Raw genomic sequence first — 12,100 nt, 5'->3', positions numbered from 1 at the left:
ACACAGATGACAAATGATGAGCGCGCGGTCCGCGATTGGTGGCGAACCTCGATCATCGACATGAAACCCGGCCAGATCGCTTTTCGTGGCTATCCTATCGAGGACCTGATCGGGAACGTCTCGTTCCCGCAGATGATCTGGCTGATGGTGCGGGGCGATCTGCCCAGCGACGCGCAGGCGCGTTTGTTCGAGGCTGCATTGGTCGCAGGCGTGGATCACGGCCCACAGGCCCCGTCGATCGCGGCGGCGCGTATGGCTGCGACCTGCGGGGTTGGTCTCAACAACGCGATGGCGACTGCGGTGAACATGCTGGGCGATGTACATGGCGGGGCAGGGGAGCAATGCGCCGAGCTGTATTATGATATCGCCGCCCGCATGGATGCGGGGGCTTCGTTGAATGACGCGGTTCGGGACGGTCTGGACAGCTGGCGCGAGACCTACGGCAAGATCGTATCGGGCTTTGGCCACAGGTTCCACAAACCCGTCGACCCACGCGCGCCCCGGCTGATGCAGCTTGTTCGTGATGCGGCGGCAGAAGGCACGGTTTCCGGCCGCTTTGCCGATATCGGAGAAGAGGTGCAGGCCGAGCTTGGCCGCCAACGCGGCGGTCGGCCCATCGCCATGAATATCGACGGTGCAACGGCGGTGATCTTTTGCGAACTTGGCTTTCCCGCGCCCCTGTCGCGGGGGCTGTTCTGCCTGTCCCGCTCGGTTGGAATACTCGCCCACGCCTGGGAACAGATGGGCCAGGGCGGTCGGAACAAAGGGCCCATGCCCCCGAATTACTTACCCCTCTACGAAGACAGGAATGATGACAAGTGAGACATCGAAATCCTTCCGGGTCGGCCTTATCGGCTGTGGTCGTATCAGCGATATCTATCTAAAAACACTATCAAAATTTTCGAACGTCGAGGTCGTGGCCTGCGCCAGCCTCGATCCTTTGGAAAGCCGCGCCAAGGCGGATCAATACGGCATCTCCAGGGCCTGCACGCCAGATGACGTGTTCGAAGATCCAACGATTGACTGCGTTCTGAACCTGACAATACCAGCCGCCCATGCCGAAATCAGCCTGCGCGCGCTGGAGGCGGGCAAGCACGTCTATTCCGAGAAGCCACTGGTCATGAACCGAACGGATGGAAGGGCGATCGTGCACATGGCCTCGGAAAAGGGGTTGCTGGTCGGCTGCGCGCCCGACACGTTTCTGGGCGGTCGTTGGCAGACCGTTCGTCGGTTGATCGATGAAGGCGCGATTGGGAATCCAACAGGGGTTTTCGCCCATGTCGGTACCCACGGGACAGAACGCCACCATCCCAACCCGGATTTCTACTACAAGGCGGGTGGCGGGCCCTTGCTGGACCTTGGGCCATACTACCTGACTGCCATGATCTGTTGCCTTGGTCCCGTTGACCGCGTCGCAGGAATGGCGCGACGCACGTTCGACAAAAGGATGATCGAAAATGGCCCGCGCAACGGCGAATGGATGGATGTCGAGGTCGACACACACTCCCTGAGCCTGCTGCAGTTCTCATCCGGCGCAATCGGGTCGATGACCATGAGCTTCGACATCTGGGACAGCGAAGCGCCCCGGTTCGAGATTTATGGTGAAGACGGGACCATCAGCATCCCCGACCCTGACCCGGTTCATGGTGCCAATATCTTTCAAGGGGATGTCTGGCTGAAAACGCGGGAGACCTCGCGCTGGTCTCATCAGCCTCGTCCAACCGGTCGCGAAGACTGGCAGGTGGTCGAAAACAAACACGGGTTTAACGAAGACAGCCGTGGCCTCGGCCTGTTGGATCTTGCCCTGGCGGCACAAGAAGGACGCCAACCCCGTGCAAGTGGTGCGCTGGCCTACCACGTGTTCGAGGTCATGGACGCGATTGAACGGGCACCGAAATTCGGTGCCTACCAGACAATAGAAAGCCGATGCGAAGCGCCTGCACCTCTGCCGTTCGATTTCCTGAACGATGAGAGGAAGGAGCTGGTCCATGCCGATTGAGACACTCGACTTTGCACAGCCATTCTTTCGCGTCCAGCACATCACTGATGAAGACAGAGTATCTGTCGAGGGTCGTGCCATTGTTCTGAACCTCGGGGGAAGGGACCTCGCGGTCGAGGATCAGACCGTTGCGCCGCTTTCGTCGGTGATCGTGCAGAACAGCACCGTCCAAAACGTGGAACGTGCGGTCATTGTTCATGGTTTCGACGCCCACGCCGATGACAATGCGCTGTTCGCATGGGTGAAGGATACATGGCCTTCAGCCTTTGATGTTCGCCAGGAAGAGCGTCTGCGCGGTGTCAGCCACTATATGTCGCCAAAGGTCTTCGTGGGTAACGTTGGACTGACCATGTACCACTCGGGCTCGGTTCCACTGAATGTCGGATTGCACAAGGATCATCCGTTCTGTCCGGTTCCGGGGTTTCGCGAAGTGCATACGCAAATCGTAGGCTTTGGCAAAATGCAGCAATGCCGCGAACGGGACGTTGAGACGCTCTATCTCGAAGAATTCATGGCTCCCGGCGCGACGCACAAGCCGATGTATGACGCCGAAGGCAACTATCCTTGGCATCAGTACGAGACGATTACCCCCAGCATCTTCATGGCGGTTGAAATCCTGCCCGAAGGCGCAAGGGCCCCGGACATGGAGGTTCAGAATGGCTGAGCGGCTTCTACCCGAAACCCTGAATTTTGACGGTCCTTTTCCCCGATTGTCTCGCCGTTTGCGGCTGGGCGTTGTTGGCGGTGGGCGTATCTCGGTCACGCAGGCTACGGCGGCCCGGATGACCGACCGGTGGGAGGTCGCCGCAGGTGCGCTCAGTTCCGACACCGCACGCAGCAAGGCGCGCGGGGCCGAGTGGTTCCTGCCAGCAGACAGGTGCTATGCGTCCTTCGACGAGATGGCAAAGGCCGAGGCGGCGCGCCCGGATGGTGTGGATGCGGTGATGATCACCACCCCGAACCACGTTCATTTCGAAGCGGCCAAAGCGTTTCTGGAGGCGGGCATTGATGTGCTGTGCGACAAGCCCCTGACCAACGAAGTTGCCGAGGTCGAGGGGCTTGAGGAGATCGCCGCGTGCACGGGGCAGGTCTTTGCTGTCGGTTATGCGATGTCGTGTTTTCCGGTGATCCGGCAGGCGAAGCAAATTGTCGCCGAAGGCGGCATCGGTAAGATCAACCAGATCCACGTCGAGTTCATGCAAGACTGGATGACGCCCGAAGATGTGGCCGATGCGCCTCATGTAAAGTGGCGGCTGGACCCGAAGATTTCTGGCCCGACCAGTTGTGTCGGCGATATCGGCACCCATGCCGCGCATCTCGCCAGCTTTGTCTCGGGCCTGCCCATGACCGATCTGAGGGCCGAGTTTCATGTCTGCGGCGCGCCAAAGCCTTTGGAAGACACAGTGTTCATGTTCACTCGCTATCAAAATGAGGTTCCGGGAACATTGATGGCAACGCGCCTTGCCCCCGGAAACCGGGGCGGGTTGCGGTTGCGGATCTTCGGCAGCGAAGGGGGCTTGGAGTGGGACCTTGAGAACTCGGAACAGCTGAAGTTCAATCGGTTTGGTGAACCGGATCGTATCATCAGCCGAGGTCACGGGCACGGCATCGGCCCCGGTGCGGAACGTCTGATCCGGACCGCGCGCGGCTTCCCCGAGGGGATTATCGAAGCCTGGGCCAACCTCTATACGGAATTTGCCATGGCCGTGGCCGCGCGCCGGGATGGTGTCACCGTTCCGGCAGATTGGCTTGCGTATCCCGGCGTCGGTCAAGGCGCGGATGGCGTCCGATTCATTGACGCCTCTGTGCGCTCTCAACAGTCCGGAGGCGATTGGGTCACCATCTAAAGCCCCGCCAACACAAAGGTTAAACACGCCCGGGCTGTTACCCGGGCGTTTTCAGTTCCTCCCCAGCATTAAAAGTTGATATTTTTAAAAATATCAGATATTTTTTACTACGTGTGATGAATTTGAGATTCGCAGACACGTGGAGCTGTCGTTCATGGTGAAACCCGAAGAGGCTGGCGCAGGCCCCTCTCTCTATTCCTTGGCGCATCTGACGCTGATTGGATGTACGCCGCCCGAGCTGGTCTATATCGCCGCGCGGGCCGGATACGATGCCGTCAGCCCCCGGTTCATTCCGATGCATGTGCCCGGTGAATTCACTCAATCCCCGATCGACAAGGCGCAGGTGCAGGCCACCAAAACTGCTCTTTCTACCACCGGCCTGAAGGTTCTGGATATCGAGATTGCGCGCATCACCGAAGATGTCGATCCGCGCAGTTTTGAACCTTCTCTGGAAATCGGCGGGGAACTGGGCGCCAAGCGCATGATCATGAGCGCGTGGACCAACACCCGTGATGATCGTGACTTTCTGATCGACGTCTATTCCGAAACCTGCGAACTGGCCGCGCCCTACGGGCTGACCGTAGACCTTGAGTTTCCAAGCTTTTCCCGCCTGCGCACCTTGGATGAGGCGCTGGATATTGTCCGCGCTTCCGATCAACCCAATGGCGGTATTCTGGTCGATACGCTCTACCTGCACCTCAGTCGCGTGGATCTGGGAGAGCTGTTGCACGTCCCCTCGGACCTGTTTCACTTCCTGCATATCTCTGATTGCCTGCCCGGCATCGCCGATACGCGCGAGGGCATGATCCAGCTGGCCCGTGATGCGCGGCTTTACCCCGGCGAGGGCTGGATCGATTTCACCGGCATCATCGAACGGATGCCACCCGTCGACTATTCCATCGAACTGCCCAACCAAAGCCGCGTTGCCGAGTTGGGATATGAAGAACACGCGCGTCGCTGTCTCAGCCACGCCAAGCGAACATTCGGTGCGGCGCGGTCACAGCGCCGTATGCCCGACGCAGCCATTCTAAAACACCAAGAGGATCACCATGGGCAAAGAGCTCACTGAAAATGACCGCAACATGGCGGGTGACATGCTGGCACGCGCCCGCGCTGCCATTGCCGAAATCGAGGATTGGGATCAGGACAGGCTGGACCGCCTGTCTCAGGCCATTGCGTGGTATGCGGGGAACGAGAAAACCTTCACGCGTCTGGCCCAGCAAGGCGTGGACGAAAGCGGTATCGGAGATCGCGAAGGGCGTCCTGCGAAGCGGTTCAAGATTCACATGGTTTTGCGCGATGTCCTGCGCACGCCGTCGACCGGGATCGTCGAAGTCGACGAAGAAAAAGGGCTGGTGAAATACGCCAAACCTGCCGGTGTGATCGCATCCCTGATCCCGATGACCAACCCGGCGATGACACCGCCGGTGACCGGCGTTTCCGCCGCGAATGCCCGGAATGCGGTCATCTTCAGCCCGCATCCACGAACCGCCCATACCACCTTCGAGATGGTCGAGGTCATGCGCGCCGCCTGCCGGGCCGCCGGTGCCCCCGAGGATTTGTTTCAATCTATTCGCAAACCGTCGATCCCATTGACGCAACATCTGATGGAGATCTGCGACCTGACGCTGGCGACCGGCGGTAAGCCCATGGTCAAAGCGGCGTATAGTTCCGGACGTCCGGCCTATGGCGTTGGCGCGGGCAATTCGTCCATCGTCATCGATGAGACAGCCGATCTGGATATCGCCGCGCAGAATACGCGTATTTCAAAGACGTCCGACTTTGGCTCGGGATGTTCAGCCGACGGTAACATCATCATCCAGCGCTCGGTCTACGACGATATGGTCAAAGCGCTTGAAGCCGAAGGCGGGTATCTGTGTTCGGACGAAGAGAAGGCCATGCTCGAAGCAGCCATGTGGGACGAAAAGGGCAACCGCACGTTCCCGACCATCGCCTGTCCGCCGCAGCAAACGGCCAAAGTTGCCGGGTTCTCGATCCCCGAAGATCGCAAGTTTCTGATGGTCGAAAATCAGGGGCAAATCGGGCCGCAGCACAAGTTCTCTAAGGAGAAACTGACAACTCTGATGGCGCTTTACCATTTCGACACGTTCGATGATGCGCTGGATACAGTCCGCCAGATCTACAACACCGGGGGCAAGGGCCATTCCTGCGGCATCTACAGCCACAATGACGATCACATCGACCGGCTCGCGCGTCTGGCTCCGGTCAGCCGCATGATGGTGCGGCAGCCTCAGTCCAAGGCCAACGCCGGTGCATGGACCAACGGTATGCCCATGACCAGCAGCCTTGGTTGCGGCATCTGGGGCGGCAACATCACCAATGAAAACGTCACCATGAAACATATGATGAATTACACCTGGGTCAGCCGTCCGATCCCCGAGGATCGCCCCTCGGAGCCGGACCTGTTCGGTGAGTTCTACGGGCAGGAGGTCGCATGATGGACGGAGCGAAACTGGACGGCAAAACCGTCGCCGAACATATCGTTGATTTCCTCGAACGCCGTGACGTCAAGCATGTGTTCGGGCTTTGTGGCCACACGAACATCGCGGTTTTGGCCGCGTTGGCCGAAAGCCCGATTGATTTCGTCACGGTGCGCCATGAACAAATCGCCAGCCACGCGGCGGATGCATATGCCCGCGTGACGGGCAAGGCCTCGGTGGTTTTGTCACACCTCTCCCCAGGTTTGACAAACTGTGCCACCGGGGTCGCCAATGCCGCGCTGGACTGTATCCCGATGGTTGTGATCGCAGGCGACATTCCGACGCATTACTACGGCAAGCATCCGCATCAAGAGGTGAACCTGCACGCAGACGCCGCCCAGTGGGAGATCTATCGCCCCTTTGTCAAACGTGCCTGGCGGGTGGATCGCGCGGGCCTGATGGCCGAAATCTTGGAAAAGGCGTTCCATCTGGCCGAAAGTGGCCAGCCCGGGCCGGTGCTGGTCAATGTGCCGATGGACATCTTCTCCGAGGTGATCCCCTCGGACAGTTTCGACCGTATCCGCGACAACACGCGCGCGCTCAAGAAACCGTCGATTGACGATGAAACAGCGCGAGAGACTGTCGAAGCACTGGCGAAGGCCGAAAACCCGGTCGCTTATGTCGGCGGCGGTATCCTGTTGGCACAGGCTAGCGAGGAGTTGCGCGAGTTTGTTGAACATATGGGCCTGCCCGTCGCGCATTCCCTGATGGGCAAGGGCGCATTGCGGGACGACCATCCGCTGGTGCTGGGTATGACCGGGTTTTGGGGCACCGAGTTGGTGAACCAGTCCTGCCTGAATGCGGATTACATCTTTGCCGTAGGAACAAGGTTCAAAGAGGCTGATTGTTCCAGCTGGTATCCCGGCTATACGTTCAACATTCCCGGCTCAAAGGTCATTCATATCGACATCGAACCGCAGGAGATCGGTCGGAACTATCCCACCGAGATCGGCGTGGTCGCAGATGCCAAAGCCGCACTGCGCGTTCTGACCCGCGTTGCCCGCGAGATGTATCCCGACGGCTTCAACCGCCCCGCGCTGGAACAGAAGATCGCTGAATTCCGAACGGAGTTCAAAGCGCGCAACGTGGACATGGCGACCTCAGCAGCCTTTCCGATGATGCCCGAGCGCATTCTGGCGGATACGCGCAAGGCCCTGCCCGAGGACGCCATCATCACCACGGACGTTGGCTGGAACAAAAACGGAGTTGGCCAGCAATTCGATATCCTGACCCCCGGTTCGATCCTGACACCGGGCGGATTCGCAACGATGGGTTTCGGCCCTCCGGGCGCGATCGGCGCGAAACTGGCAGCACCCGATCGCGTGGTGATCAGCCTGGTTGGCGATGGTGGTTTCGGCCAAAACCCCTCGATGCTGGCGACGGCGGTCGAACTTGATCTGGGCATCATCTGGCTGGTGATGAACAACAACGCCTTCGGCACCATCGCAGGTCTGCAAAAGGCGCATTACGGTCTGACCTATGGCACAACCTTCCCCGGATCAGCTGCCGCACCCGCCAACGGACCGGGCTATGCCGAGATTGCGAGGGCCTATGGTGCGGAAGGGCATAGGCTGAGCGCCGCTGATGAGTTGTTGCCCGCGTTGGAAGCAGCAATCGCCAGCGGCAAGCCAACCGTGCTCGACGTGCCAATGATCAACAACCCGACGCCAACGACCGGGCACTGGAACATCTTGGACATATACTCGCCTGACAAAGACGTGTCGCACGTCGCGACTTGACGAAACTGGGCGCGCTCAGACGCGCCCAGTCTCTTGTGCCAATGCTCATCCATGTTTGGCGAAATTTTAATCGCTTTTGCGATTGCAAGTGCATCTTCAAGTTTGACGCCAAAGTAGCGAAGGTATTGTGAACGTCGGCTTCCTGCAATCTGGCCCGTCTACGGATCACCCAACCGGCTTATAAACAACCGCGTCGATCTCGACTTTGGCGTCGACCATGATTTGCGAGCGGACAGTGGATCGGGCGGGGCCGCCATTGGGGAAATAGCTCGCGTAGACCTTGTTGAAGGTCCAGAAGTCACGTGGATCGTCCAGCCAGACGCCGACCTTGGCGATGTCCTCCAGCGTACAATCGGCAAGTGCCAGAGCGGCGATCAGGTTTTCCATGGTTCTTCGGGTTTGCGCCTCGATGCCGCCGGGTTCGATTTCGCCGTTTTCCTGCATCGCGACCTGGCCCGAGATGAACACGAAGTCCCCGGCCCGGACTGCGGGCGCAAAGGGTAGTGGCTGGCCGCCTGCTCCGGTTCTGTCATCGCCCAGGCGTTGGATTGTTTTCTCAGACATTCAGGTTATTCCTTCTGTTAACTCATCTGGGTAGGGGATGGGGGCGACGGCGCCAAAGCCCGTGGTCGACAGTGCGGCGCCGCGGTTGGCAAGCTCGGCGGATGTCAGCGCGTTCTGGGTGCGCAGGTAGGTGGACAGGAAAATGCCGTTGAAACAGTCACCGGCTCCGGTGGCGTCTACGGCATCGACCTTGAACCCGGGCAAGCTGTGGATGCCGTCACCTTGCGACAGCGCGACGCCGTCCGACCCCAGCGTGAGGGCCACGATTTCAGCCCCTAGATCATGGTAGAAACCGATGATGTCTGCGGGGCTGTGAAGACCCGTCAATTGCCGTGCGTCGTCCAGTCCGGGTAACGCGATCCGGCAGTTTCGCATTGCGTCATGCGTGACCGCGCGCGCCTGTTCCAGCGGCCACAGGGCTGTGCGCAGATTGGGATCGATGGCAACCGGGACGCCAGCGGCGCGCGCGGTGCGGATGGCGTGCTGCGTTGCCGCGCGCAGCTCGTTGCTCACCCCGAGACTGATGCCGGAGGTATAGAACATCCCGGCATTTGCGATGGCTTCCTCGGGCACGTCGCGCGGGGTCATCCGGCTCGCGGCAGAACCCTTTCGGCGATAGACGAACCAGTGTCCGCCTTCGTCGTGGAAGACAAAGTACATACCGGTCTCACCATCAGGGACCTGCGCCACATGGGTATGATCCACCCCTTCGCGTGACCATAAATCCTTTAGTTGCTCGCCAAAGTGATCAGCCCCAACGCTTGAGATCAGTGCGCTTTTAGTACCCTGCCGGGCCGCCGCCACCGCCACGTTCGAGACATCGCCACCAAAGCCGCTTTGGAACGTGCCGTCCGGTTGGGCGTTCAGTTCAAACAGGGGCTCGCCCAGACAGATCAGGTCACTCATCGCGCCGTCCCCAACGCATCACTGCACTTTCCCCCGTGCGACGACCGGCAAAGGACCAAGGTGGCTGTTGCCGCGAACGGATTCGACCTGATCCACCATATTGGTCACCACGCAGGCGTGGTTTGGGATGATCCAAAGGCGGTCGCCAACCTTGAGGTTGATCTTGTCGGCTTTCAAAACGCCGTGCTCTTCGGACAGGCCCTGAACCAGAATGTCTGGTCGGCCCAAAACATATCCGTGCCCCTCCAACCCCAGCAGATCGGATGTCAGCACTTTGGACCCGGCATCGATCACGGCGCGGTCAGGCGCAGGAACCGAGATCACAGTGGTCAGAACGCTCAGGGCGCACTCATCCCAAGTACAAATACCCCGCGCCTGCAACGAGCGGTCGTTGTAGACATAGGTGCCGATCCGGTATTCGGTCGCAACCGGTACGTCCTGCGCCCGCCACATTCCCGGAGAGCCGCCGTTCGAGATCACGCTGACCGTCAGCCCGGCCTGTTCGATCCGGGTTTTTGCGGTGCTGAGCCAGTCCTGAACCGCGCCTTCCTGCCCAACCGGCGGATAGGTCATGAGACCTCGGAACGTCAGGCCGGGCTTGTTCTCGATGTAACGGGCCAGTTCACACGCCTGCGCGGGCGAGGTCACGCCGCAGCGTGCGGCACCCGTGTCGCATTCCACCAGCACGCCCAATGGCTTGGAGGTATCCGCGAAAAACCGCGACAGCCCGTCTACCGTTTCCGTGTTGTCGGCCACAACGGTTAGGCGCGTCTTCTCAGCCAGCGCGCGCAGGCGGGACAGTTTCGTGTCACCGAGGATGTTGTAGGTGATCAGCACGTCGTCAATGCCACCCTCACTAATCATCGCTTCGGCCTCGGTGACCTTCTGGCAGGTGATGCCAATGGCCCCGGCCTGCATTTGCCGATTGGCCAGCAAGGGAAGCTTATGCGTTTTGATATGGGGCCGCACGGCCAGCCCGTATTTCGCGCAATGGGCCTGAAAGCGGTCGATATTGGCCTCGGCGATGTCCAGATCGATCAGAACCGCCGGAGTGTCGATTTCGGGAAAGATCATTCTGCGGCCTCCTTGTGGGGGTCTTCGACAATCGGCCAGATCGCGCGTGTCAGATTTTTGTAGGGCGTCTTGGTCGGATCGTTCGGATAGGGGCCTTCGACGGCGGCATAGATGATTTCACTTGCGACGTCGGAAAACGCGCCGTGGAAATGGTTTGTCGATTTCACCACCAGCACCTTCTTTTGCGAGATGTCGATACCCAGATTGGTGAACAGATCGGGCGAAAATGCCTGACTGCGGTTCGAATTCAGAACCACCTGAATCCCGCCCAGTTGAATGACTGAACAATCGCCCATCGGAACAACGGATGCGCCAAAGCTTTGCACTGCGTTACGCTGGTTGCGCAGGACCTTGACCGTGGCGTCGATTGGGTTGCCCGCTAGAGCGGAGGTTTTGCCGCCAAAGCGCAGGTCAAATTCCGCGCCTTCCCCGGCAGCGTGACACAGGCGTACGGCCATCGGGTCCCAGATCGTGCCAAATGCAATCGAGGTCATATTGCGCGCGATGGCCTGTTCGAGGATCAGGGTTGAATCGCCTGCCACGCCGCCGCCGGGGTTGTCCCAGACATCGGCCACAACAACGGGCCCGCGTGGGGCCTGTGCCGCTTTGGACAAGGCCTCGGCAGGGGTTAGGTAGTCTGGCTTGGTCTGGCCCCGAAAGGAAAACAGCTCTGCCCCCAGATTGCGGGCGATGCGATCTGCCTTGGACGGGTCATTGTCGGTCAGCACGATGATCTTGGCCCCCAAATCCGGCGAGTCCCCGGCCATGAAGCCATGAATGACCGAGGCCGACAGAACCTCGCCTTCGGTCTCCATCTGCTTGATCCGGTCCACAAAACTGCGCATGGGTTCCTGACTGGTCGGCAGGACATCCAGCATCCGGACGTCGTAAACCGAAATGACGGGCCGGATTTCGCCTTTGATTGCGCGCAGGGTCAGGTCGACGCAAGATTCGCCCGCGTCGACAAAATCTGTGTGGGGAAATTCCTTGAACACGGTGATGACGTCCGCATTGTCGACCCGTTTCCGGCTGAGATGGCTGTGCGGGTCGAAACTGGCGCCGATGACCGTGTCCGGCCCGACAATGTCCCGAATGGCCTCGATCAGCACACCTTCGCAATCCAGGCACCCTTCGGCGATCATCGCGCCATGCAGCCCCAGAACGACCCCGTCCAAGGGCAGCGCGGCTTTGACCTGATCCAGCACTTCCTGCTTTAGCCGCTGCCATGTTTCCTTGTTCAGCAAACCGCCGGGCTCGGCCCAGGTGGCGGTGCCTTCGATCAGCTCCAGCCCACCGGATTGCGCCCGTTTCCGCAATGCCGGGAACACGGCACTGCACAGGGTTGGCGTCTCGGGGTGTTGGCCGGGTGGTGCGTAAAAGCTCTGCTCAAAATCCGAGAAATCCGTGCGCAGGGGAGAAAACGTATTTGTTTCGGTCGCAACGGACGCACAAAAGACGCGCATGTTCATT

Annotated in this window: 11 protein-coding genes; 7 read left to right on the top strand and 4 right to left on the bottom strand. The window is 59.8% G+C overall.

Annotated features, from left to right (window positions below):
- Positions 1-6: 6 nt before the first annotated feature.
- The 7 genes from ACR0AC_RS04800 (at position 7) to ACR0AC_RS04770 (ending at position 8,086) form a co-directional block, all read left to right on the top strand.
- A complete protein-coding gene (locus tag ACR0AC_RS04800) occupies positions 7-822 on the top strand; it encodes a citryl-CoA lyase (protein WP_480872224.1) in 816 nt (271 codons plus the stop codon).
- Positions 812-1,999, top strand: a complete 1,188-nt coding sequence (locus ACR0AC_RS04795; protein ID WP_480872179.1) for a Gfo/Idh/MocA family protein — start codon at positions 812-814, stop codon at positions 1,997-1,999. The genes ACR0AC_RS04800 and ACR0AC_RS04795 overlap by 11 nt, the downstream gene beginning before the upstream one ends.
- A complete protein-coding gene (locus ACR0AC_RS04790) occupies positions 1,989-2,663 on the top strand; it encodes a hypothetical protein (protein ID WP_480872177.1) in 675 nt (224 codons plus the stop codon). The genes ACR0AC_RS04795 and ACR0AC_RS04790 overlap by 11 nt, the downstream gene beginning before the upstream one ends.
- Positions 2,656-3,846, top strand: a complete 1,191-nt coding sequence (locus tag ACR0AC_RS04785) for a Gfo/Idh/MocA family protein (protein ID WP_480872175.1) — start codon at positions 2,656-2,658, stop codon at positions 3,844-3,846. Before ACR0AC_RS04790 ends, ACR0AC_RS04785 begins: the two co-directional genes overlap by 8 nt.
- A gap of 154 nt (positions 3,847-4,000) precedes the next feature.
- A complete protein-coding gene (locus tag ACR0AC_RS04780; protein WP_480872174.1) occupies positions 4,001-4,915 on the top strand; it encodes a sugar phosphate isomerase/epimerase family protein in 915 nt (304 codons plus the stop codon).
- Positions 4,896-6,305 carry an aldehyde dehydrogenase family protein gene (locus tag ACR0AC_RS04775; protein WP_170622710.1) on the top strand — a complete coding sequence of 470 codons (1,410 nt, stop codon included), beginning with the start codon at positions 4,896-4,898 and terminating at the stop codon, positions 6,303-6,305. The genes ACR0AC_RS04780 and ACR0AC_RS04775 overlap by 20 nt, the downstream gene beginning before the upstream one ends.
- Positions 6,302-8,086, top strand: a complete 1,785-nt coding sequence (locus ACR0AC_RS04770) for a thiamine pyrophosphate-binding protein (RefSeq protein WP_480872172.1) — start codon at positions 6,302-6,304, stop codon at positions 8,084-8,086. The genes ACR0AC_RS04775 and ACR0AC_RS04770 overlap by 4 nt, the downstream gene beginning before the upstream one ends.
- 165 nt (positions 8,087-8,251) lie before the next feature.
- On the opposite strand, the gene ACR0AC_RS04765 is transcribed toward ACR0AC_RS04770, so the two are convergent.
- Genes ACR0AC_RS04765 through ACR0AC_RS04750 form a run of 4 tightly spaced genes read right to left on the bottom strand, consistent with a single transcriptional unit; the run spans position 8,252 to position 12,093 of the window.
- On the bottom strand, positions 8,252-8,650 hold the full coding sequence (locus tag ACR0AC_RS04765) for a RidA family protein (RefSeq protein WP_170452974.1): 399 nt from the start codon (positions 8,648-8,650) through the stop codon (positions 8,252-8,254).
- Positions 8,651-9,556 carry a sugar kinase gene (locus ACR0AC_RS04760; RefSeq protein ID WP_480780113.1) on the bottom strand — a complete coding sequence of 302 codons (906 nt, stop codon included), beginning with the start codon at positions 9,554-9,556 and terminating at the stop codon, positions 8,651-8,653.
- A gap of 18 nt (positions 9,557-9,574) precedes the next feature.
- The gene (locus tag ACR0AC_RS04755; RefSeq protein ID WP_480780114.1) at positions 9,575-10,630 is read right to left on the bottom strand and encodes a D-TA family PLP-dependent enzyme; all 1,056 of its coding nucleotides are present in this window, start codon (positions 10,628-10,630) and stop codon (positions 9,575-9,577) included.
- Positions 10,627-12,093: a M81 family metallopeptidase gene (locus ACR0AC_RS04750; RefSeq protein WP_480872169.1), complete on the bottom strand. Its 1,467-nt coding sequence runs from the start codon at positions 12,091-12,093 to the stop codon at positions 10,627-10,629. The genes ACR0AC_RS04755 and ACR0AC_RS04750 overlap by 4 nt, the downstream gene beginning before the upstream one ends.
- Positions 12,094-12,100 lie beyond the last annotated feature (7 nt).

The sequence above is a fragment of the Ruegeria sp. H7 genome (assembly GCF_056532945.1).
Note: the sequence above shows the minus strand (reverse complement) of the source record. Positions and strands in the feature narration are given on the sequence as shown.

What these genes read in the sequence shown, in the direction of transcription:
- ACR0AC_RS04750 (WP_480872169.1), bottom strand. Translation starts at nt 12,093, where the DNA reads ATGCGCGTCTTTTGTGCGTCCGTTGCGACCGAAACAAATACGTTTTCT.
- ACR0AC_RS04765 (WP_170452974.1), bottom strand. Translation starts at nt 8,650, where the DNA reads ATGTCTGAGAAAACAATCCAACGCCTGGGCGATGACAGAACCGGAGCA.
- ACR0AC_RS04795 (WP_480872179.1), top strand. Translation starts at nt 812, where the DNA reads ATGACAAGTGAGACATCGAAATCCTTCCGGGTCGGCCTTATCGGCTGT.
- ACR0AC_RS04785 (WP_480872175.1), top strand. Translation starts at nt 2,656, where the DNA reads ATGGCTGAGCGGCTTCTACCCGAAACCCTGAATTTTGACGGTCCTTTT.
- ACR0AC_RS04770 (WP_480872172.1), top strand. Translation starts at nt 6,302, where the DNA reads ATGATGGACGGAGCGAAACTGGACGGCAAAACCGTCGCCGAACATATC.
- ACR0AC_RS04775 (WP_170622710.1), top strand. Translation starts at nt 4,896, where the DNA reads ATGGGCAAAGAGCTCACTGAAAATGACCGCAACATGGCGGGTGACATG.
- ACR0AC_RS04760 (WP_480780113.1), bottom strand. Translation starts at nt 9,556, where the DNA reads ATGAGTGACCTGATCTGTCTGGGCGAGCCCCTGTTTGAACTGAACGCC.
- ACR0AC_RS04790 (WP_480872177.1), top strand. Translation starts at nt 1,989, where the DNA reads ATGCCGATTGAGACACTCGACTTTGCACAGCCATTCTTTCGCGTCCAG.
- ACR0AC_RS04800 (WP_480872224.1), top strand. Translation starts at nt 7, where the DNA reads ATGACAAATGATGAGCGCGCGGTCCGCGATTGGTGGCGAACCTCGATC.
- ACR0AC_RS04780 (WP_480872174.1), top strand. Translation starts at nt 4,001, where the DNA reads ATGGTGAAACCCGAAGAGGCTGGCGCAGGCCCCTCTCTCTATTCCTTG.
- ACR0AC_RS04755 (WP_480780114.1), bottom strand. Translation starts at nt 10,630, where the DNA reads ATGATCTTTCCCGAAATCGACACTCCGGCGGTTCTGATCGATCTGGAC.